The sequence below is a fragment of the Enterobacter sp. CP102 genome (assembly GCF_025152625.1).
GTDB lineage: Bacteria > Pseudomonadota > Gammaproteobacteria > Enterobacterales > Enterobacteriaceae > Enterobacter > Enterobacter soli.
Window position 1 is genome coordinate 745465 of sequence record NZ_CP104014.1, and the last position, 20191, is coordinate 765655.

The following is a 20191-nucleotide window of genomic DNA, read 5'->3' on the forward strand; positions in this document are numbered from 1 at the left end:
GCGAGGAGGTAAATTATGAAGAGGTCTACCGCACGTCAGTTTTATCAGCAGTATTTTTCAGCGACAAAGGGAGTGTCCTGGCTGGCCCGCCAGTGTGCAGAGCAACGGCTGAAAATTTTGGAAGAATTGATGCAGTGGGACGTTACGAAATCGACCTCTTCTCGCTAACTCGCCTCGATCATGTGTGACTGAGTATTGGTGCTAATCACCCGCCAGCAAAATGTTTTTGCTGGCTTTTTTCGTTTACTATTTCACCCAATTTAAACCGCTTTCACAAGGATTTCGTATGCTCTGGTTGATGACGATGGGGCGACGCCTGAACGGCGTGTATGCCGCATTTATGCTGGTGGCTTTTATGATGGGTGTGGCGGGGGCGCTCCAGGCGCCTACGCTCAGCCTGTTCCTCAGCCGCGAAGTCGGGGCGCAGCCATTCTGGGTTGGCCTGTTTTACACCGTCAACGCCATTGCCGGGATCCTGGTCAGCCTGTGGCTTGCTAAGCGTTCCGACAGCCAGGGCGATCGCCGAAAATTGATCCTCTTTTGTTGCGCCATGGCCATCGGTAATGCCTTGCTGTTTGCCTTTAATCGTCACTATATGACGCTGCTCACCTGCGGCGTGCTGCTGGCGGCGCTGGCCAATACCGCCATGCCGCAGCTCTTTGCGCTGGCCCGTGAGTATGCAGACAGTTCTGCCCGCGAAGTGGTGATGTTCAGCTCGGTGATGCGTGCGCAGCTCTCTCTCGCGTGGGTTATTGGCCCACCGCTGGCATTTATGCTGGCGCTGAGTTATGGCTTTACGGTCATGTTTTCGATCGCGGCAGGGATTTTTGCCATCAGCCTTGTACTGATTGCCTTTGCGCTGCCTTCGGTTGCAAGGGTTGAGCAAACGCCAGACAAACTGGTTGCCCAGGTCAGCGGCTGGAAGGATAAAAATGTCCGGATGCTGTTTATCGCCTCCACGCTGATGTGGACTTGCAACACCATGTACATCATCGATATGCCTTTGTGGATCAGTAGTGCGCTGGGTCTACCGGACAAACTTGCGGGCATCCTGATGGGGACGGCCGCAGGGCTTGAGATCCCGGCGATGATTCTGGCGGGTTACTATGTTAAGCGCTTCGGAAAACGCCCGATGATGATTGTTGCCGTGGCGGCAGGGGTGTTGTTCTATCTGGGGCTTATCTTCTTCCATTCGCGCGAGGCGCTGCTGGCGTTACAGTTGTTTAATGCCGTGTTTATCGGGATTGTTGCCGGGATAGGGATGCTCTGGTTTCAGGATTTAATGCCCGGGCGCGCGGGTTCGGCCACAACGTTGTTTACGAACAGTATTTCAACCGGTGTGATTCTGGCGGGGGTGATTCAGGGGGCGCTTTCACAAAGCTACGGGCATTGGGCTGTGTACTGGATGATTGCGGCGATATCCCTGGTGACGCTGGGGCTGACCTGCCGGGTTAAGGATGTCTGATTCTGGAAGGCAGCTTCACGAAAAGAAACGACTTTCTGACAGGTGCAAATAAGGCGCATAGAGTGCGTGGCGGGTGCTTGAGGCTGTTTGCCTCAGGCTTTCGCAAGAGGCAAACAGTGGAGAGTCCCACATCAAAAAAACGATGGGGAGACCAACTTCACAACCAACATTGCGAGGTTAGTCTCTTCATTGCCGAAAATCAATAAGGAGGCTGGAATGCCAAAACGTACTCTGCTGTTAAGTTTGTTTTTGATCTGTACGACGCTGTTGATCTTCACCTGGATGGTGCGCGACTCGCTGTGTGAGCTGCACTTCAGACAGGAGAAAACAGAGCTGGCGGCAGTGTTGGCTTACGAAGCAAAACGTTAGCGGTGTTGGCGGGGGAAGGTTCCCCGCCTCTCCAGAGTGGTTGAGCCTCAACGCACCCTTTTCAATGGCCCGCGCGCTGCGGGCCATTGCCTTTAGCGCATAAACGCAGGTTGTTTTTTCTCGTATGCGGAAATTGCGTCTTCATGCTGTAACGTCAGACCAATACTGTCCAGGCCGTTCAGCATACAATGGCGACGGAATGCATCAATACTAAAGCTATAAGTTTTATCACCGGCTTTCACCACTTCCGCTTCCAGATCCACTTCAAACGATATGCCCGGATTTGCCTGCACCAGCGCAAACAGCTCATCGACCTGTTCATCGCTCAACGTGACCGGCAGCAGCTGGTTGTTGAAGCTGTTGCCGTAGAAGATATCCGCGAAGCTCGGGGCAATGACCACTTTAAAGCCGTAGTCAGTGAGTGCCCAGGGGGCGTGTTCACGTGATGAACCGCAGCCAAAGTTTTCCCTGGCCAGAAGAATCGATGCACCCTTATATTCCGGGAAGTTCAGCACGAATTCCGGGTTAGGGACTTCGCCTTTATCGTCCAGGAAACGCCAGTCATTAAACAGGTGAGCGCCAAAACCTGTGCGAGTCACTTTCTGTAAAAACTGCTTAGGAATGATTGCATCGGTATCGACGTTGGCCGCATCCAGTGGGACAACCAGGCCTGTATGTTGGGTAAATTTCTCTGCCATGATTGTCTCCTTATTTCAGGCTGCGAATGTCGGCGAAATGGCCGGTAACTGCCGCAGCGGCGGCCATAGCCGGGCTGACCAGGTGGGTGCGCCCACCACGGCCCTGACGGCCTTCAAAGTTACGGTTACTGGTAGAAGCGCAGCGCTCGCCCGGATTCAGACGGTCGTTGTTCATCGCCAGACACATGGAGCAGCCAGGCAAGCGCCACTCAAAACCGGCTTCGATAAAGATTTTGTCCAGACCTTCTGCTTCTGCCTGCGCTTTAACCGGGCCAGAGCCAGGTACGACCAGCGCCTGAACGCCTGGCGCGACTTTGCGGCCTTTGGCAATCTCAGCGGCTGCACGCAAGTCTTCAATACGGGAGTTGGTGCAAGAGCCAATAAACACTTTGTCGATTGCGACGTCTGTCAACGGGACGCCTGGCTTCAGCCCCATATAGGTCAGTGCTTTTTCTGCGCTGGCGCGCTCGACCGGGTCGGCGAATGATGCCGGGTCAGGGATAGTGTCATTGACGGAAATTACCTGGCCTGGGTTAGTTCCCCAGGTGACCTGCGGAGCAATGTCTTCTGCCTGGAGCGTGACAACCGTATCAAAGGTTGCTCCGTCGTCGGTGCTCAGGGTTTTCCAGTATTCAACCGCGTTGGCAAAATCCTGATCTTTCGGTGCGTGCAAACGACCCTTCACATAGTTGAAGGTGGTTTCGTCAGGCGCGACCAGACCGGCTTTGGCGCCCATCTCAATGGCCATGTTGCACAGGGTCATACGGCCTTCCATGCTTAACGCCTGGATAGCGTCGCCGCAGAACTCGACAACGTGGCCCGTGCCGCCCGCGCTACCGGTTTTACCGATAATCGCCAGCACGATGTCTTTAGCGGTAATGCCTGGTGCGGCTTTACCCTTCACTTCAATCTTCATGGTTTTGGCACGACCCTGTTTCAGGGTCTGCGTGGCCAGCACGTGTTCGACTTCAGACGTACCAATACCGAAGGCCAGTGCGCCGAACGCGCCGTGTGTCGCGGTATGGGAGTCGCCACAGACAATGGTCATCCCCGGCAGGGTGATGCCCTGTTCCGGCCCCATAACGTGCACAATGCCCTGATACGGGTGGTTCAGGTCATACAGCTCAACACCAAATTCGTTGCAGTTCTTAATCAGCTCCTGCATCTGGATACGCGCCATCTCACCCGACGCATTGATGTCTTTAGTCTGAGTGGAAACGTTGTGATCCATGGTGGCGAAAGTTTTGCCTGGCTGGCGTACCGGGCGCTTGTGTGCGCGCAAGCCGTCAAAGGCCTGCGGAGAGGTCACTTCGTGCACCAGATGACGGTCGATGTACAACAGTGGTGTTTCGTTGGCTGCCTCATAAACCACGTGGGCATCGAACAACTTTTCGTATAACGTCTTCGCCATGATTACACCCCTTCAGCGACATAGCGGGCAATGATATCGCCCATTTCATCGGTACTGACTGCCGCCGTGCCACGTGCTAAATCACCGGTACGGACGCCTTCTTCCAACGCACGGTTAATGGCGTTTTCAATTGCCGTTGCGGCATCGCCCGCATCCAGGCTGTAACGCAGCAACAGTGCCAGAGACAGGATCTGCGCGATAGGGTTAGCGATGTTTTTGCCTGCGATATCCGGTGCAGAGCCGCCAGCCGGTTCGTACAGACCAAACCCTTCTTCATTGAGGCTTGCGGAAGGCAACATCCCCATAGAGCCGGTGATCATCGCGCACTCATCCGACAGAATGTCGCCGAACAGGTTAGAGCACAGCAGCACATCAAACTGGGAAGGATCCTTGATCAGCTGCATGGTGGCGTTGTCGATGTACATGTGCGACAGCTCAACGTCCGGGTACTCTTTTGCGATTTCGCTGACGATTTCACGCCACAAAATAGAAGACTGCAACACGTTCGCTTTATCAATTGAGGTCACTTTATGACGGCGTTTACGCGCAGACTCAAAAGCGATGTGGGCGATACGTTCGATTTCAAAACGGTGATACACCTCGGTATCAAAGGCTTTCTCATGCTGACCGCTGCCTTCACGGCCTTTCGGTTGACCAAAATAGATCCCGCCGGTCAGTTCACGCACGCACAGAATGTCGAAGCCATTTGCGGCGATGTCTGCACGCAGAGGGCAGAACTCTTCCAGCCCCTGGTACAGCTTCGCCGGACGCAGGTTGCTGAACAGCTTAAAATGCTTACGCAGGGGCAGCAGCGCGCCACGCTCCGGTTGCTCTGCCGGTGGCAGGTGTTCCCATTTTGGGCCGCCAACGGAGCCGAACAGCACAGCATCTGCATTTTCGCAGCCTTCAACGGTTGCTTTTGGCAGCGGCGTGCCGTGGTTATCAATAGCAATGCCGCCTACATCGTAGTGGCTGGTGGTAATTTTCATCGCAAAACGCGAACGAACGGCTTCCAGTACTTTCAGCGCCTGTGCCATCACTTCCGGGCCAATTCCATCACCCGGTAACACAGCAATATGGTAATTCTTCGACATTACACGGTTTCCTTATTGTTCTCTTTATTCTGAGCTTTGCGTTGCAATTCTTTTTCGACTTCAGCGGCACGCCAGATGTTGTTCAGGACGTGAACCATTGCTTTTGCAGAGGATTCAACGATATCGGTCGCCAGGCCTACGCCGTGGAAACGACGTCCGTTATGGGTAACAACGATATCCACCTGACCCAGGGCATTTTTCCCCTGGCCTTTGGCCGTCAGGTCATATTTAACCAACTCTACGTCATACTCGGTGACGCGATTGATAGCCTGGTAAATGGCATCAACCGGTCCGTTGCCGTTAGCGGCCTCGGCTTTGATTTCATCCCCGCAGGCCAGTTTGACGGAGGCTGTTGCGATGTCGCTGGAGCCGGACTGCACGCTGAAGTAATCCAGGCGGAAATGCTCTGGCTCTTCCTGCTGTTTGTTGATGAAAGCCAGTGCTTCCAGGTCGTAGTCGAATACCTGACCTTTTTTGTCTGCCAGCTTCAGGAAGGCGTCATACAGCTGATCCATGTTGTAGTCGCTGTCCTTGTAACCCATCTCTTCCATGCGGTGTTTCACTGCCGCACGGCCAGAGCGTGAAGTCAGGTTCAGCTGTACCTGGTTCAGACCGATGGATTCCGGGGTCATGATTTCGTAGTTTTCGCGGTTCTTGATCACGCCATCCTGGTGAATACCGGAGGAGTGTGCGAATGCGCCCGTGCCCACAATCGCTTTGTTTGCCGGGATTGGCATGTTGCAGATCTGGCTGACGGTCTGGCTGGTGCGCCAGATTTCATTGTGATTAATGCGCGTGTTCACGTTCATGATATCTTTGCGCACTTTAATCGCCATGATCACTTCTTCCAGTGAACAGTTACCCGCACGTTCGCCGATACCGTTCATTGCACCTTCTACCTGACGCGCACCGGCGTGGACGGCGGCAATGGCATTACCGACGGCCAGACCTAAATCGTCATGGGTATGAACGGAAATAATCGCTTTGTCGATGTTTGGCACGCGGTCATACAGGCCAGTGATGATGTTGGAGAACTCAAACGGCATGGTATAGCCGACGGTGTCCGGGATGTTGATGGTTCTGGCACCGGCATTGATCGCCGCTTCAACGACGCGCGCCAAATCTTCAATTGGCGTACGGCCAGCATCTTCACAGGAGAATTCCACATCGTCTGTGTAGTTGCGAGCACGTTTAACCATGTACACGGCGCGTTCGATAACTTCATCCAGCGTGCTGCGCAGCTTGGTGGCAATGTGCATTGGTGAGGTGGCAATAAAGGTATGAATACGGAAGGCTTCCGCCACTTTCAGCGATTCGGCAGCAACGTCGATATCTTTCTCAACGCAGCGCGCCAGGCCACACACACGGCTGTTTTTGATGGTGCGTGCGATGGTTTGTACGGATTCGAAATCACCCGGAGAAGAGACAGGGAAACCGACCTCCATGACGTCAACACCCATACGTTCGAGGGCCAGTGCAATCTGGAGTTTTTCTTTTACACTCAGGCTTGCCTGTAATGCCTGTTCACCGTCACGCAAAGTTGTATCGAAAATAATGACTTGCTGGCTCATGGGTTAGGTCCTTGTCTGTCTTAGGGCGCCTTGCTACGAGCATAAAAAAACCCGCGCAGTGGCGCGGGTTTCTTGTATTACTGGTGACGATTCAACGCTGAATTTCGCCCGCCAGTCTACCGCGCACAGTGGATGCGTTTAGTAGTAGTAGACCGGTGAAACGAATGGTGCGAATCATGAATCGTGCTCCAGATAAAATCGATATGCTTTTAGTGGTACTGGATACGACGATTCATGTCAACCCCTGACAGGGAAAAAGGGCAGTAATCCGGGCGTGAAAGAGAAAGTTCGCTTTAGCTTATTGTGCTGGTTTTCTGTTTTCCAGCAACGCTAATTGTCTTATTTTGGACTGAGTATTCACTTGACGAATGATTTATTCATAATTCGTATCAATTAAACATATAATTTGTTTTATCAACCCTTAAGCATAAATGCTTTTTGTTTCATCAGGTTAAATAATTTCGCAATAATGATGCTTCGCCGGATGATGATAGATTGTTAATCACTCTTTAGCGGTATTGATTAATAGTTTAATAATACTTAAGTCATCATTAACCAGAGAGGTGATTGTTTATTGGTATGGTTTATGGTTTCATCTCAATCCTAATGTTATTCGTATCAATTGAACTGATTTTCATCTCATCAGGGTTGAGAACCCAATACATTCATTTGTAATGGCGACTTCTTTATTTATTCTGATTTTAAAACATTTCTCTTTCGCTGGTTCTATATGCATGGTAAATCATATTTTTCGATGTTCTTGCAACATTTTGATTAAGGGATATTAGCGTGACAGTGGAGTTAAAAGTGTCAAAAAATAATATTAAACAATCTCAAGTTCATGATGGGATGAAACCTCAGTTACGCACAGTAGATCTCAATCTGTTAACCGTATTTGATGCGGTGATGCAGGAGCAGAATATCACTCGGGCCGCTAACTCTCTGGGTATGTCTCAGCCTGCGGTAAGTAATGCCGTTTCCAGACTTAAGGTGATGTTTAACGACGAGCTTTTTGTCCGCTACGGCAGAGGGATACAGCCTACTGCGCGAGCCTATCAGCTGTTCGGCTCTATTCGCCAGGCACTCCAGCTTGTTCAGAATGAGTTGCCCGGTTCAGGGTTTGAACCCCTGAGCAGTGAGCGCGTGTTTAACCTGTGTGTCTGTAGCCCGTTAGATAATTATCTGACTTCAGTGATATACAATAAGGTTGAAGAGATCGCACCCAATATTCATCTGGTATTTAAATCGTCACTGAATCAAAACACCGAACATCAGCTGCGTTATCAGGAAACTGAGTTTGTTCTGGGCTACGAAGAATTCCGCCGACCTGAATTTTCCTGTGTTCCTCTGTTTAAAGATGAAATGGTGTTAGTTGCTTGTAAAAAACATCCGCGAATGAATTCACCGCTACGTGAAGCAGATGTTTATAATGAGCAACACGCAGTTGTTTCCCTCGACAGATATGCCTCTTTTAGCCAGCCATGGTATGACACCGTTGATAAACAAGCATGTGTTGCCTATCAGGGAATGGCGATGGTAAGTGTTTTAAATATCGTCTCCCAGACTCAGCTGGTTGCTATTGCGCCGCGCTGGTTAGCGGAAGAATTTGCTGAGCAGCTTGAACTTCAGATTCTGCCATTGCCACTGAAGCTAAATAGCCGGACTTGCTATCTTTCATGGCATGAAGCCGCTGGCCGGGATAAAGGCCATCAGTGGATGGAAGAGTTACTTATCAGCGTTTGCCGCCGATAAGCTCATCGGGATAAATCCTCCTTGTGCCTGTGATTTATCCCGGTTTATTTAGAATGTATGGAGTTTTATTCTGTGAGATTTTTTTATACATGCCGTTTCGCTCTCAAAAATAGATGAATTCCTGATTCTGTTCATTTTTAAACGATGATTAATCATCGTGTTCACTTATTCCAGATGAATTCACCATATCCCCTCGTAATGCCTGTTTTTTCTGCTTTAATCTCCATTTGAGGCTCTCGGTTTGCTAATTGCCTGCCTCATAGCGAGCGGTTAAGGTAAATGACACTCTGCAAAATATAAGATTGGGTTAGCCCAGTCAGAAGACGGCGCGGAAATGAATTCTGCGGTCTGTCTATAACAAAGCCTGGAGGCAAAGCATGGAGATGTTGTCTGGCGCGGAAATGGTTGTCCGATCGCTTATCGATCAGGGCGTGAAGCAAGTATTCGGCTATCCTGGGGGCGCGGTCCTCGATATTTACGATGCGCTGCATACGGTGGGTGGCATTGACCATGTGCTGGTACGTCATGAACAAGCCGCCGTGCACATGGCTGATGGGCTGGCTCGCGCAACCGGTGAAGTGGGCGTCGTGCTGGTGACGTCTGGCCCTGGGGCGACCAACGCCATCACCGGTATTGCCACCGCGTATATGGATTCTATCCCGCTGGTTATTCTCTCCGGACAAGTTGCTACCTCGCTGATTGGTTATGATGCCTTCCAGGAGTGCGACATGGTGGGGATCTCCCGTCCTGTTGTTAAGCACAGTTTTCTGGTTAAACAGACCGAAGACATCCCCGGGGTGCTGAAAAAAGCGTTCTGGCTGGCATCAAGCGGTCGCCCTGGCCCGGTGGTTGTTGACCTGCCAAAAGATATCCTGAACCCGGCAAACAAGCTGCCTTATGTCTGGCCGGACTCGGTCAGTATGCGTTCCTACAACCCCACCACTCAGGGGCACAAAGGGCAGATCAAACGTGCATTACAGACGCTGCTTGCTGCGAAAAAGCCAGTTGTCTATGTGGGGGGCGGCGCGGTCAACGCTGCCTGTGAAGAGCAGCTTCGCACACTGATTGAGAAATTAAATCTCCCGGTGGCTTCTTCATTGATGGGGCTGGGGGCGTTTCCTGCGACGCACCGTCAGGCGCTCGGCATGTTGGGGATGCATGGTACGTATGAAGCCAACATGACAATGCATAATTCCGATGTCATCTTTGCCGTTGGCGTGCGTTTTGACGACCGTACGACGAATAACCTCGCAAAATATTGTCCTGATGCGACCGTGCTGCACATCGATATTGACCCAACATCTATCTCTAAAACGGTGCCGGCAGATGTGCCGATTGTGGGCGATGCGCGTCAGGTTCTGGAACAAATGCTGGAGCTGCTGGCACAAGAAACGGCGACGCAACCCCTGGATGAGATCCGTGACTGGTGGCAGCAGATTGAACAGTGGCGTGCGCGTCATTGCCTGAAGTACGACACGCACAGTGAGAACATTAAGCCACAGGCGGTTATCGAAACGATTTGGCGACTGACGAAAGGCGAGGCGTATGTGACCTCCGATGTCGGTCAGCACCAGATGTTTGCTGCGCTTTACTACCCGTTCGACAAACCCCGCCACTGGATAAACTCAGGCGGTTTGGGGACGATGGGCTTTGGCCTGCCTGCCGCGCTGGGGGTGAAACTGGCGCTGCCAAATGAAACCGTCATTTGCGTGACCGGCGATGGCAGTATCCAGATGAACATTCAGGAACTCTCCACCGCCCTGCAATATGAACTTCCGGTGCTGGTGCTGAATCTTAACAACGGTTATCTCGGCATGGTGAAACAGTGGCAGGATATGATCTATTCTGGCCGCCACTCGCAATCGTACATGACGTCGCTGCCGGACTTTGTTCGCCTGGCTGAGGCTTACGGCCATGTTGGAATGCGTGTGTCCGATCCTGCAGAGCTGGAAACAAAACTCGGCGAAGCGCTTGAGCACGTGAAAAACAACCGCCTTGTTTTTGTGGATGTCATTGTGGACGGTGCAGAGCACGTTTACCCGATGCACATTCGCGGTGGCGGTATGGACGAGATGTGGTTAAGCAAAACGGAGAGAACCTGATATGCGCCGGATATTATCTGTATTACTGGAAAACGAGTCGGGCGCATTGTCTCGCGTCATTGGGCTGTTTGCACAGCGCGGCTATAACATTGAAAGCCTTACCGTTGCGCCAACTGACGATCCAACGCTTTCACGCATGACTATCCAGACCGTTGGCGATGCCAAAGTTCTGGAGCAGATCGAAAAGCAGCTGCACAAGCTGGTTGATGTACTGCGGGTCAGTGAACTGGGGCAGGGGGCCTATGTTGAACGTGAAGTAATGCTGGTGAAAATTCAGGCCAGCGGCTACGGGCGTGAAGAGGTCAAACGCAATACAGACATCTTCCGTGGGCAAATTATTGATGTAACGCCTTCTATATATACGGTTCAGCTTGCAGGAACGAGCGATAAACTGGATGCTTTCCTGGCGTCCGTTCGCGATGTAGCAAAAATTGTCGAGGTAGCGCGCTCAGGCATCGTGGGACTTTCCCGCGGCGAGAAAATCATGCGCTAGTTGTCAAAAAGGTTCGCCTCTTTCTGCCCGGTCACCAAAGCCGGGCTTTTTTTTGCGTAATCGACCGCCAACGCAGATAAAAGCGGTTGCCGCGAGGGCTATTCTGCGTTTAGATGTTAAAAGATTTAACCATAACCTTGACAGGGCCATGGACTCTTTTCTTTTTTTAAGGGGCAATTGTGAAACTGGATGAAATCGCCCGGCTCGCCGGCGTGTCACGAACTACGGCGAGCTATGTGATTAACGGTAAAGCAAAGCAGTACCGTGTCAGCGATAAGACCGTTGAAAAAGTTATGGCGGTGGTTCGTGAACATAACTACCATCCGAATGCTGTCGCAGCCGGCTTACGCGCCGGGCGTACCCGCTCTATTGGCCTGGTGATCCCAGACCTGGAAAACACCAGCTATACCCGTATTGCCAACTACCTTGAACGCCAGGCACGTCAGCGTGGTTATCAGTTGTTGATCGCCTGCTCGGAAGATCAGCCTGACAACGAGATGCGTTGCATTGAACACCTGCTGCAACGCCAGGTGGATGCGATCATCGTCTCAACCTCCTTACCGCCAGAGCATCCCTTCTATCAACGCTGGGCAAATGATCCGTTCCCAATTGTCGCGCTTGACCGCGCGCTTGACCGGGAACACTTCACCAGCGTCGTGGGGGCTGACCAGGACGATGCAGAAATGCTGGCTGCTGAGCTGCGCACCTTCCCGGCCGAAACCGTACTGTACCTGGGAGCCTTACCTGAGCTTTCCGTGAGCTTCCTGCGTGAGCAGGGGTTCCGCACGGCCTGGAAAGATGACCCTCGTGAGGTGCATTACCTCTATGCCAACAGTTATGAGCGTGAAGCGGCAGCCCAGTTATTCGAAAAATGGCTCGAAACGCACCCGATGCCGCAGGCGCTTTTCACCACCTCGTTTGCGCTGTTGCAGGGCGTGATGGACGTGACCTTGCGTCGTGATGGAAAGCTGCCTTCTGATCTGGCGATTGCGACGTTTGGTGATAACGAGCTGCTCGACTTCCTTCAGTGCCCTGTTCTGGCTGTGGCTCAGCGCCACCGTGATGTGGCGGAGCGCGTGCTTGAGATAGTCCTGGCAAGTCTTGATGAGCCACGTAAGCCGAAGCCGGGTCTGTCCCGAATCAAACGTAATCTCTATCGTCGTGGAATTTTGAGCCGTCACTAATGAATTAGCCGGGCCGTGAAAACGGCCCTTTTTTGACAAATTAATGAGAAGAATAATTCCCGGATAAAATTTAGGATAATTCCTTAGGAATCATAGCCTGCTATTTTTCTTAATTCATTTTGGCTTTTAAATTGCCTTTAAAAGAACATTTATAGACTTTTTAAATGCTGACTTTGTATTATTTTGTTACAAAGGTCATTCGGGCGATGAATTATCAGACGTTTTTCCAGCCTGCACACCAGCCCGTAAGCCCGCCTGCGCGCCCGCATGACACCTTGATGAATCTGGCGCTGTTATCCCCTGAGAATATGTCTTAAAATGCTGCCCGCGTCGCAAACTGACACTTTATATTTCCCTGCGATGATATTGAGTGATTTTTAACGCTAGTGTGCATATTCGGTTTTTTTCTTACAAATATTCATAACGTTAATTTTGCCTCGCCAGTTGTTCAGTTATTAATCAGCTCGGGATATATCTGCAAATCGAGGGCTTTCGGGTCCATATAGCGATAGTCCTGGCTTGACAAGCTTTTCCCTCGCTCCGTAAACTCCTTTAGGTGGGAATTTGTGGGTTAAAGTGGTGAGGAGGGGTGAGGCTGGCATGTTCCGTGGAGCAACGTTAGTCAATCTCGACAGCAAAGGGCGTTTATCGGTTCCAACACGATACCGCGACCAGCTGATTGAGAACGCTTCAGGTCAAATGGTTTGCACCATTGACATCAACCACCCCTGCCTGCTGCTTTACCCCTTGCCTGAATGGGAAATTATTGAGCAAAAGCTGTCGCGACTGTCGAGCATGAACCCGCAAGAACGCCGTGTGCAGCGGCTGTTATTGGGACATGCCAGTGAGTGTCAGATGGATAACGCGGGGCGATTACTGATTGCGCCTGTGTTGCGGCAACATGCCGGTCTGACAAAAGAAGTGATGCTGGTCGGCCAGTTCAACAAGTTTGAACTGTGGGATGAAACGACCTGGTATCAACAGGTCAAGGAAGATATCGACGCTGAGCAATCTGATTCCGCAACCTTGTCGGACCGATTGCAGGACTTGTCTCTATAAATATGATGGAAAATTATAAACATACAACGGTGTTGCTGGATGAGGCCGTTAATGGCCTGAACATTCGTCCGGATGGCATCTACATTGATGGCACTTTTGGTCGCGGTGGTCACTCGCGTTTGATCCTCTCCCAACTTGGAGCGGAAGGACGCCTGCTGGCAATCGATCGCGATCCGCAGGCGATTGCCGTTGCGCAAACCATCGATGACCCACGCTTTTCCATCGTGCATGGACCTTTCTCTGCGCTGGCTGATTACGTGGCTGAGCGCGGACTGACGGGCAAGATCGACGGAATTCTTCTCGATCTTGGCGTTTCTTCACCTCAACTTGATGACGCAGAGCGTGGCTTCTCCTTTATGCGCGATGGCCCGCTGGACATGCGCATGGACCCGACTCGCGGTCAATCTGCTGCTGAATGGCTACAAACTGCTGACGAAGCGGATATCGCCTGGGTGATAAAAACCTTCGGTGAAGAGCGTTTTGGCAAGCGTATTGCGCGCGCTATCGTTGAGCGTAACCGTGTAGAACCTATGACCCGCACCAAAGAGCTGGCAGAAGTCATCGCGGCCGCCACTCCGGTAAAGGACAAGCACAAACATCCCGCGACCCGTACCTTCCAGGCGGTGCGCATCTGGGTAAACAGTGAACTGGAGGAAATAGAGCTGGCGCTAAAAAGCTCGCTCGACGTGCTGGCCCCGGGTGGGCGGTTATCCATCATCAGCTTCCATTCGCTGGAAGACCGCATTGTGAAGCGCTTTATGCGTGAGCAAAGCCGCGGTCCACAAGTTCCAGCGGGCCTGCCGATGACGGAAGAACAACTCAGGAAACTGGGTGGCCGTCAGTTGCGAGCATTAGGCAAGTTGATGCCGGGCGAAGAAGAGGTGGCAGAGAATCCACGTGCCCGTAGTTCAGTGCTGCGTGTTGCAGAGAGGACGAACGCATGATCAGCAGAGTGACAGAGACCCTAAGCAAAGTTAAGGGATCGTTAGGAAGCAACGAGCGCCATGCCTTGCCTGGCGTGATCGGCGACGATCTTTTGCGGTTTGGGAAGCTGCCACTCTGCTTGTTCATTTGCATCATTGTGACGGCAGTAACGGTGGTCACCACGGCCCACCATACCCGTTTATTAACGGCGCAACGCGAGCAGATGGTACTGGAACGCGATGCGCTTGATATTGAATGGCGAAATCTGATCCTTGAAGAAAACGCGCTCGGCGATCACAGCCGGGTTGAACGGATCGCAACGGAAAAGCTGCAATTGCAGCATGTTGATCCTTCTCAGGAAAATATCGTAGTACAAAAATAAGGGAAAACGCGACGCATGAGAGTAGCGGCAAAAACGCAAAAACCAAAACGTCAGGAAGAGCAGGCCAACTTTATCAGTTGGCGTTTTGCGTTGCTGTGCGGCTGCATTTTACTGGCGCTGACTTTCCTGCTGGGGCGTGTCGCCTGGCTGCAAATCGTCGCGCCTGACATGCTGGTGCGTCAGGGGGATATGCGTTCCCTGCGCGTACAGGAAGTCTCGACTTCTCGCGGGATGATCACCGATCGCTCTGGCCGTCCGCTGGCGGTGAGCGTGCCGGTTAAAGCTATCTGGGCCGATCCTAAAGAGCTTCATGACGCCGGCGGGATCACGCTCGATAACCGCTGGAAAGCACTTTCAGATGCGCTGAAAATGCCGCTGGACCAGCTGGCGTCGCGTGTTAACGCAAACCCGAAAGGGCGCTTTATCTATCTGGCGCGTCAGGTGAACCCTGATATGGCCGACTACATCAGAAAACTGAAGCTTCCGGGGATCCATCTGCGTGAAGAATCACGTCGTTATTATCCTTCCGGCGAAGTAACCGCTCACCTCATCGGCTTCACCAACGTCGATAGCCAGGGGATCGAGGGCGTAGAAAAAAGCTTTGATAAATGGCTAACCGGCCAGCCTGGCGAGCGTATTGTGCGTAAAGACCGCTACGGCCGCGTTATTGAAGACATCTCGTCAACGGACAGCCAGGCGGCGCACAACCTTGCGCTGAGTATTGATGAGCGCTTGCAGGCGCTGGTCTATCGCGAACTGAACAACGCTGTGGCTTTCAACAAAGCGGAATCAGGAAGCGCCGTGCTGGTAGATGTGAGCACGGGGGAAGTTCTGGCGATGGCGAACAGCCCGTCCTATAACCCGAACAACTTTACGGGCACCGCGAAAGACGCGATGCGTAACCGGGCAATCACGGACGTGTTTGAGCCTGGTTCAACAGTCAAACCCATGGTAGTGATGACTGCGCTCCAGCGCGGCATCGTGAATGAAAGTACGGTTCTGAATACGATCCCTTACCGAATTAACGGTCACGAAATCAAAGACGTGGCACGTTACAGCGAATTGACCCTGACCGGGGTTTTGCAGAAGTCGAGTAACGTCGGTGTTTCAAAACTGGCGTTAGCGATGCCGTCCTCAGCGTTAGTAGAGACTTACTCACGTTTTGGGCTAGGAAAGGCGACCAATTTGGGGTTGGTCGGAGAACGCAGTGGCTTATATCCTCAAAAACAACGGTGGTCTGACATAGAGAGGGCCACCTTCTCTTTCGGCTACGGGCTAATGGTAACCCCGTTACAGTTAGCGCGAGTCTACGCCACGATTGGCAGCTATGGCGTTTATCGTCCGCTGTCGATTACCAAAGTTGATCCACCGGTTCCGGGAGAGCGTATCTTCCCGGAATCTATCGTTCGTACCGTTGTTCACATGATGGAAAGCGTGGCACTGCCAGGCGGCGGTGGCGTGAAGGCGGCGATTAAAGGCTATCGCATCGCCATTAAAACCGGTACGGCGAAAAAAGTCGGGCCAGACGGCCGCTATATCAACAAATACATTGCCTATACCGCAGGCGTTGCGCCTGCAAGCAATCCGCGTTTTGCGCTGGTGGTCGTCATTAACGATCCACAGGCGGGTAAATACTACGGCGGCGCCGTCTCCGCGCCTGTGTTCGGGGCTATCATGGGTGGCGTGTTACGCACCATGAACGTTGAACCGGATGCGCTGGCGACGGGCGAAAAAAGTGAATTTGTAATTAATCAAGGCGAGGGTACAGGTGGCAGATCGTAATTTGCGCGACCTTCTCGCTCCGTGGGTGCCAAATGCACCGGAGCGAGCACTGCGGGAGATGGTACTGGACAGCCGTATGGCTGCTTCTGGCGATCTTTTTGTAGCGGTGGTCGGTCATCAGGCGGACGGGCGTCGATATATCCCGCAGGCGATTGCGCAAGGTGTAGCTGCCATTATTGCTGAGGCAAAAGATGAAGCAACCGACGGTGAAATCCGTGAAATGCATGGTGTGCCGGTCATCTATCTCAGCCAGTTAAGCGAACGCCTTTCCGCACTGGCGGGGCGTTTCTATCATGAGCCTTCTGACCAGTTACGCCTGATTGGCGTGACCGGAACCAACGGTAAAACCACGACCACGCAGTTAATGGCGCAGTGGGCGCAGTTGCTGGGTGAAACCAGTGCGGTGATGGGGACCGTGGGCAATGGCCTGCTGGGCAAAGTGAACCCAACGGAAAATACCACCGGTTCTGCGGTAGACGTGCAGCATGTGCTGGCGGGTCTGGCAGGGCAGGGTGCAACGTTCGCCGCAATGGAAGTCTCTTCACACGGGCTGGTGCAGCACCGCGTAGCGGCACTGAAATTTGCTGCTTCCGTGTTTACCAACCTGAGCCGTGACCACCTCGACTATCACGGGGATATGGAGCATTACGAAGCAGCAAAATGGCTGCTTTACTCCACGCATCACTGCGGGCAGGCGATCATCAACGCTGATGACGACGTGGGCCGCCGCTGGCTGGCTAAGCTGCCGGATGCGGTTGCGGTGTCCATGGAAGATCATATCAACCCTGATTGCCACGGCCGCTGGCTGAAGGCGGTTGAGGTGAATTATCACGATAGCGGAGCCACCATTCGCTTTACCTCTTCCTGGGGTGACGGCGAGATTGAAAGCCGCCTGATGGGCGCGTTTAACGTCAGCAATCTGTTGCTGGCACTGGCAACGTTACTGGCGCTGGGTTACCCGATGGCAGAGCTGCTGAAAACTGCCGAGCGCCTGCAACCGGTTTGCGGCCGCATGGAAGTGTTCAGCGCGCCAGGTAAACCGACCGTGGTGGTGGATTACGCGCATACCCCGGATGCCCTGGAAAAAGCGCTGGAAGCGGCACGTCTGCACTGTGCCGGTAAACTCTGGTGTGTCTTTGGCTGCGGCGGCGATCGCGATAAAGGCAAACGTCCGCTGATGGGCGCTATTGCTGAACAGTTCGCGGATATTCCGGTTGTGACCGATGACAACCCGCGTACTGAAGAGCCTCGTGCCATCATCAACGACATTCTGGCAGGAATGCTGGACGCAGGCCGTGCGCGTGTTGTTGAAGGCCGCGCCGAAGCGGTGACGAATACCATTATGCAGGCCCAGGAGAACGATGTGGTTCTGCTGGCCGGTAAAGGCCATGAAGATTATCAGATTGTCGGGGCTCGCCGTCTGGATTATTCAGACCGCGTGACCGCAGCACGTCTGCTGGGAGTGGTGGCATGATTAGCATAACGCTAAGCCAGGCCGCTCAGGTCTTACAAGGGACGCTGCATGGTCAGGATCTGACCATTGACGCCGTAACGACGGATACCCGCAAGGTCACTTCGGGCTGCCTGTTCGTCGCACTGAAGGGCGAACGTTTTGACGCACACGACTTTGCCGAACAGGCAAAAGAGAGCGGGGCAGGCGCGCTGCTGGTGAGCCGCAAACTGGATACCGATCTGCCGCAGATTGTGGTGGCTGATACACGTCTGGCATTTGGCGAACTGGCTGCATGGGTTCGCCAGCAGGTCCCGGCCCGCATCGTGGCGCTGACGGGATCATCTGGCAAAACGTCAGTAAAAGAGATGACGGCTGCCATCCTGAGCCAGTGCGGCAACACTCTTTATACGGCTGGCAATCTAAATAATGACATTGGCGTGCCGATGACATTACTTCGCCTGACCAAAAAGCATGAATTTGCCGTTATCGAGTTAGGGGCAAACCACCAGGGTGAAATCGCCTGGACCGTGAGTTTGACTCGCCCGGAAGCGGCGCTGGTCAATAACCTGGCGGCTGCGCACCTGGAAGGCTTTGGCTCTCTGGAAGGTGTTGCGAAAGCAAAAGGCGAGATCTACACCGGTCTGCCGGCTGACGGTATCGCCATTATGAATGCCGACAACAATGACTGGCTGAACTGGCAGAGCATTATTGGTTCACGTAAAACCTGGCGCTTCTCACCCAATGCGGCCAACAGTGATTTTACCGCAACCAATATCCATGTGACCTCGCATGGCACGGAGTTCACTCTCAATACCCCTACGGGCGGCATTGACGTGCTGCTGCCGTTGCCGGGTCGCCATAACATCGCTAATGCGCTTGCTGCTGCCGCGTTGTCTACGGCGGTGGGGGCGACTCACGAAGCGATTAAAACCGGTCTGGCTGATCTGAAAGCCGTGCCGGGGCGTCTGTTCCCAGTCCAGCTGGCTGAGAACAAACTGCTGCTGGATGACTCATACAACGCGAACGTGGGTTCGATGACCGCAGCGGTACAGGTGTTGTCAGAGATGCCGGGTTATCGCGTGATGGTTGTTGGCGATATGGCTGAGCTGGGTGATGAAAGTGAAGCCTGCCACGTTCAGGTGGGTGAAGCGGCGAAAGCGGCAGGCATTGATTGCGTGTTGAGCGCAGGAAAACTGAGCCAGGCGATTAGCCATGCCAGTGGTGTTGGTGAACATTTTGCCGATAAAGCGCCACTGATTGAACGTCTTAAATCGTTGATTGCAGAAAAACAAATTGTGACAGTGCTTGTGAAAGGTTCACGTAGTGCCGCCATGGAAGAGGTTGTGCACGCATTACAGGAGAACGGAACATGTTAGTTTGGCTGGCCGAACATTTGGTCAAATATTATTCAGGCTTTAACGTCTTTTCCTATCTGACGTTTCGCGCCATTGTCAGCCTGCTGACCGCGCTGTTCATCTCATTGTGGATGGGCCCGCGCATGATTGCCCGTTTACAAAAACTCTCTTTCGGCCAGGTTGTCCGTAATGATGGTCCGGAGTCGCACTTTAGCAAGCGTGGCACCCCGACCATGGGCGGGATTATGATCCTGACCGCCATTGTGGTTTCGGTATTGCTGTGGGCGTACCCGTCTAACCCGTATGTGTGGTGTGTTCTGACCGTGCTGGTCGGGTACGGGATCATCGGTTTTGTTGATGACTACCGCAAAGTGGTGCGTAAAGACACGAAAGGCCTGATCGCCCGCTGGAAGTACTTCTGGATGTCGGTGATTGCGCTGGGCGTGGCCTTTGCGCTGTACCTGGCAGGAAAAGACACGCCAGCCACTGAGCTGGTTGTTCCGTTCTTCAAAGACGTGATGCCGCAGCTGGGCCTGTTCTACATTCTGCTGGCGTATTTCGTGATTGTGGGCACCGGTAACGCCGTTAATCTGACCGATGGTCTGGACGGCCTGGCCATTATGCCAACCGTGTTCGTGGCTGCCGGTTTTGCGCTGGTGGCGTGGGCGACCGGTAACATGAATTTTGCTAACTACCTGCACATTCCTTATCTGCGTCATGCGGGTGAACTGGTGATCGTCTGTACGGCGATTGTCGGCGCGGGTCTGGGCTTCTTGTGGTTTAACACTTACCCGGCTCAGGTCTTTATGGGTGATGTCGGTTCTCTGGCGTTGGGCGGTGCTCTGGGCATCATTGCCGTGCTGCTGCGTCAGGAGTTCCTGCTGGTGATCATGGGCGGTGTGTTTGTGGTTGAAACCCTGTCGGTGATTTTGCAGGTCGGTTCGTTCAAGCTGCGCGGTCAGCGCATCTTCCGTATGGCGCCGATCCACCACCACTATGAACTGAAAGGCTGGCCAGAGCCGCGCGTTATTGTGCGCTTCTGGATTATTTCGCTGATGCTGGTGCTGATTGGCCTGGCAACGCTGAAGGTACGTTAA

At 53.0% G+C, this 20191-nt stretch carries 19 protein-coding genes; 14 read left to right on the top strand and 5 right to left on the bottom strand.

Annotated elements, in window-relative coordinates; translation table 11 throughout:
- The first annotated feature begins 15 nt into the window (after nucleotides 1-15).
- The 3 genes from sgrT (at nucleotide 16) to N1249_RS03545 (ending at nucleotide 1834) form a co-directional block, all read left to right on the top strand.
- Entirely contained in the window at nucleotides 16-168 is a 153-nt protein-coding gene (gene sgrT, locus N1249_RS03535) for a glucose uptake inhibitor SgrT (protein WP_014068881.1), read from the top strand.
- A 118-nt stretch (nucleotides 169-286) separates the two neighbouring features.
- Complete coding sequence (locus tag N1249_RS03540) at nucleotides 287-1465, top strand: sugar efflux transporter (RefSeq protein ID WP_259834643.1); 1179 nt, start codon at nucleotides 287-289, stop codon at nucleotides 1463-1465.
- A 216-nt stretch (nucleotides 1466-1681) separates the two neighbouring features.
- Complete coding sequence (locus N1249_RS03545; RefSeq protein ID WP_014068883.1) at nucleotides 1682-1834, top strand: Hok/Gef family protein; 153 nt, start codon at nucleotides 1682-1684, stop codon at nucleotides 1832-1834.
- A gap of 92 nt (nucleotides 1835-1926) precedes the next feature.
- Here N1249_RS03545 and leuD read toward each other — a convergent pair whose 3' ends face one another.
- From leuD to leuL, 5 genes are all read right to left on the bottom strand, one after another.
- On the bottom strand, nucleotides 1927-2532 hold the full coding sequence (gene leuD, locus N1249_RS03550; RefSeq protein WP_259834648.1) for a 3-isopropylmalate dehydratase small subunit: 606 nt from the start codon (nucleotides 2530-2532) through the stop codon (nucleotides 1927-1929).
- Between the two features lie 10 nt (nucleotides 2533-2542).
- Nucleotides 2543-3943, bottom strand: a complete 1401-nt coding sequence (gene leuC / locus N1249_RS03555) for a 3-isopropylmalate dehydratase large subunit (RefSeq protein ID WP_259834651.1) — start codon at nucleotides 3941-3943, stop codon at nucleotides 2543-2545.
- A 2-nt stretch (nucleotides 3944-3945) separates the two neighbouring features.
- Nucleotides 3946-5037: a 3-isopropylmalate dehydrogenase gene (gene leuB, locus N1249_RS03560; RefSeq protein ID WP_014068886.1), complete on the bottom strand. Its 1092-nt coding sequence runs from the start codon at nucleotides 5035-5037 to the stop codon at nucleotides 3946-3948.
- The gene (leuA, locus tag N1249_RS03565) at nucleotides 5037-6608 is read right to left on the bottom strand and encodes a 2-isopropylmalate synthase (RefSeq protein ID WP_014068887.1); all 1572 of its coding nucleotides are present in this window, start codon (nucleotides 6606-6608) and stop codon (nucleotides 5037-5039) included. Before leuA ends, leuB begins: the two co-directional genes overlap by 1 nt.
- A gap of 91 nt (nucleotides 6609-6699) precedes the next feature.
- Nucleotides 6700-6786: a leu operon leader peptide gene (gene leuL / locus N1249_RS23240; protein WP_071530973.1), complete on the bottom strand. Its 87-nt coding sequence runs from the start codon at nucleotides 6784-6786 to the stop codon at nucleotides 6700-6702.
- A 671-nt stretch (nucleotides 6787-7457) separates the two neighbouring features.
- Here leuL and leuO point away from each other — a divergent pair.
- The 11 genes from leuO (at nucleotide 7458) to mraY (ending at nucleotide 20191) form a co-directional block, all read left to right on the top strand.
- On the top strand, nucleotides 7458-8360 hold the full coding sequence (gene leuO, locus N1249_RS03570; protein ID WP_259837979.1) for a transcriptional regulator LeuO: 903 nt from the start codon (nucleotides 7458-7460) through the stop codon (nucleotides 8358-8360).
- A gap of 377 nt (nucleotides 8361-8737) precedes the next feature.
- Nucleotides 8738-10462, top strand: coding sequence for an acetolactate synthase 3 large subunit (gene ilvI, locus N1249_RS03575; RefSeq protein ID WP_259834655.1), 1725 nt, complete (start codon nucleotides 8738-8740; stop codon nucleotides 10460-10462).
- 1 nt (nucleotide 10463) lies between these two features.
- Nucleotides 10464-10955 carry an acetolactate synthase small subunit gene (gene ilvN, locus N1249_RS03580; protein WP_014068890.1) on the top strand — a complete coding sequence of 164 codons (492 nt, stop codon included), beginning with the start codon at nucleotides 10464-10466 and terminating at the stop codon, nucleotides 10953-10955.
- A 179-nt stretch (nucleotides 10956-11134) separates the two neighbouring features.
- A complete protein-coding gene (gene cra / locus N1249_RS03585; RefSeq protein ID WP_014068891.1) occupies nucleotides 11135-12139 on the top strand; it encodes a catabolite repressor/activator in 1005 nt (334 codons plus the stop codon).
- A 600-nt stretch (nucleotides 12140-12739) separates the two neighbouring features.
- Entirely contained in the window at nucleotides 12740-13198 is a 459-nt protein-coding gene (mraZ, locus tag N1249_RS03590) for a division/cell wall cluster transcriptional repressor MraZ (RefSeq protein ID WP_259834659.1), read from the top strand.
- Between the two features lie 2 nt (nucleotides 13199-13200).
- Nucleotides 13201-14142, top strand: a complete 942-nt coding sequence (gene rsmH, locus N1249_RS03595; RefSeq protein ID WP_182273741.1) for a 16S rRNA (cytosine(1402)-N(4))-methyltransferase RsmH — start codon at nucleotides 13201-13203, stop codon at nucleotides 14140-14142.
- The gene (gene ftsL, locus N1249_RS03600) at nucleotides 14139-14504 is read left to right on the top strand and encodes a cell division protein FtsL (protein WP_014068894.1); all 366 of its coding nucleotides are present in this window, start codon (nucleotides 14139-14141) and stop codon (nucleotides 14502-14504) included. The genes rsmH and ftsL overlap by 4 nt, the downstream gene beginning before the upstream one ends.
- A 15-nt stretch (nucleotides 14505-14519) precedes the next feature.
- On the top strand, nucleotides 14520-16286 hold the full coding sequence (locus N1249_RS03605) for a peptidoglycan glycosyltransferase FtsI (protein WP_014068895.1): 1767 nt from the start codon (nucleotides 14520-14522) through the stop codon (nucleotides 16284-16286).
- Nucleotides 16273-17760 (top strand): UDP-N-acetylmuramoyl-L-alanyl-D-glutamate--2,6-diaminopimelate ligase, encoded by a 1488-nt coding sequence (gene murE / locus N1249_RS03610; protein ID WP_259834660.1) that lies wholly within the window; start codon nucleotides 16273-16275, stop codon nucleotides 17758-17760. Before N1249_RS03605 ends, murE begins: the two co-directional genes overlap by 14 nt.
- Nucleotides 17757-19115: a UDP-N-acetylmuramoyl-tripeptide--D-alanyl-D-alanine ligase gene (gene murF, locus N1249_RS03615; RefSeq protein WP_259834661.1), complete on the top strand. Its 1359-nt coding sequence runs from the start codon at nucleotides 17757-17759 to the stop codon at nucleotides 19113-19115. The genes murE and murF overlap by 4 nt, the downstream gene beginning before the upstream one ends.
- A complete protein-coding gene (mraY, locus tag N1249_RS03620; RefSeq protein WP_008501985.1) occupies nucleotides 19109-20191 on the top strand; it encodes a phospho-N-acetylmuramoyl-pentapeptide-transferase in 1083 nt (360 codons plus the stop codon). Before murF ends, mraY begins: the two co-directional genes overlap by 7 nt.